This is a genomic window from Algibacter sp. (genome assembly GCF_049667265.1).
GTDB lineage: Bacteria > Bacteroidota > Bacteroidia > Flavobacteriales > Flavobacteriaceae > Algibacter_B.
Map to the genome: position 1 here is coordinate 1 of NZ_JBATHX010000394.1, position 1969 is coordinate 1969.

Here is a 1969-nt window from a genome sequence, read left to right on the forward strand (position 1 = left end):
GTATTAATGTACAAAAACTATACAAATTCAAAAGCTAGAAGTATAATTTAAAATCAGAATTATGTATACAAAAAAAAACAAGACGATGAAGCGATAAGAAAATGTGCGTTGTAAATTTTTAGCGGACAAGTGAGCTGACGCGTAGGCATTTTTATTTGTCCTCCTTTTCCGGAACTGGGTCATATCCGGAGCCGCCCCAAGGCGATGGAGCGTTAAGAAAATGTACGGTGTACATTTTTAGTGAAAAGGCGAGCTGGCGCGTTGGCATTTTTAGTTGTCATCCTTATCTGGAACGGGGTCGTATCCTGAGCCGCCCCATGGGTGGCATTTCAGTATTCTTTTAATAGCCAGCCAACCACCTTTAAATAATCCATGTTTTTGTAAAGCTTCTTTACTGTAATGTGAACAGGTTGGATGGAATCTACAAGTAGCAGGAGTTAGTGGCGATATAAATGTTTGATACACTTTTATCAAAAACAAAAAAGGTCCTATGAGTAGTTTTTTCATTTGTTAAGTTGTATGACGTTTAGTTGTTAAGTCGGAGTTGGTCTTACAGCTTTACAACTAACGACTCAGCGACAATTAACCCAACGACAAACTAATTCACAGAGAACGTCGTTCCGTCTTTTCCATCTTTTAGCTGAATACCAACTTCTGCTAATTCATCACGAATTTTATCTGATAAGGCAAAATCTTTGTTTGCTCTGGCATCTTGTCTTAATCGAATTAAAACATCAACAGCTCCAGAAAGTTTATCAGTTCCAGAATCGTTTTTTGATGTGTTTTCTAATCCTAAAACATCGTAAACAAAATTGTTTATGGTTTCTTTTAAAAGCGCTAAATCTTCGTCATTTAACGTTTCAGAACCTTCTTTAACTTGATTAATATACTTTGCAGCTTCAAATAAATGTGCTATTAAAATAGGTGAATTAAAATCGTCATTCATAGCATCATAACACGTCTGTTTCCATGCATTTATGTCTATTGAAGATTTATCTGAAGATTTTAAACTATCCAAAAGATTAACAGCATCCATCAATCTATAATACCCTTTTTCACTAGCGAGTAAACCTTCATCTGTTAAATCTAATACACTACGGTAAGAAGCTTGTGCATTGAAAAATCGAATAACACTAGGCGAATAAGCTTTACTGAAAAACGTATTGTTCCCAGATAATAATTCATCAGGATTAACGGTGTTTCCAGTAGATTTAGACATGCGTTGTCCGTTCAATTCTAACATATTAGCATGCATCCAATAATTAACAGGACTTACACCTTTAGCAGCTTCGTTTTGTGCAATTTCACATTCGTGATGCGGAAATTTTAAATCCATTCCACCACCATGAATATCAAACTGTTCACCTAAATATTTAGTACTCATAGCTGTACACTCTAAATGCCAACCAGGAAAACCATCACTCCAAGGCGAAGGCCAACGCATAATATGCTGAGGTTCGGCTTTTTTCCAAAGTGCAAAATCTTGTGGATTCTTTTTATCGCCTTGCCCGTCTAACGTTCGTGTATTATGAATTAAATCTTCAAGTTTACGCTTGCTTAATTTTCCGTATTCGTAAGATTCATTAAACTTATGCACATCAAAATAAACAGAGCCATTCACTTCATAGGCAAAACCGTTTTCAATAATCTTACTTATTAATTCAATTTGCTCAATAATATGACCCGTTGCCGTAGGCTCTATACTTGGCGGTAAAAAGTTAAATGTATTAATTAAATTATGAAAATCGACGGTATAACGCTGAACCACTTCCATAGGTTCAATTTGCTCTAAACGTGCTTTTTTTGTGATTTTATCTTCACCTGCATCAGCATCATTTTATAAATGACCATCATCTGTGATATTTCTAACATAACGTACTTTATAACCCAAATGCTTTAAATAACGAAAAACCATATCAAAAGACATAAAGGTTCTTACATTTCCTAAATGCACATTACTATAAACTGT

General features: G+C 34.9%; 1 protein-coding gene and 1 pseudogene. Both read right to left on the bottom strand.

Translation table 11 applies throughout. The features are described 5' to 3' along the window. Window positions 1-270 precede the first annotated feature (270 nt). Window positions 271-507, bottom strand: coding sequence for a membrane protein insertion efficiency factor YidD (gene yidD, locus WBN21_RS13630; RefSeq protein WP_424201185.1), 237 nt, complete (start codon window positions 505-507; stop codon window positions 271-273). Window positions 508-598: 91 nt separating this feature from the next. After that, window positions 599-1969, bottom strand: a pseudogene (gene cysS / locus WBN21_RS13635) (cysteine--tRNA ligase); the annotation flags it as partial.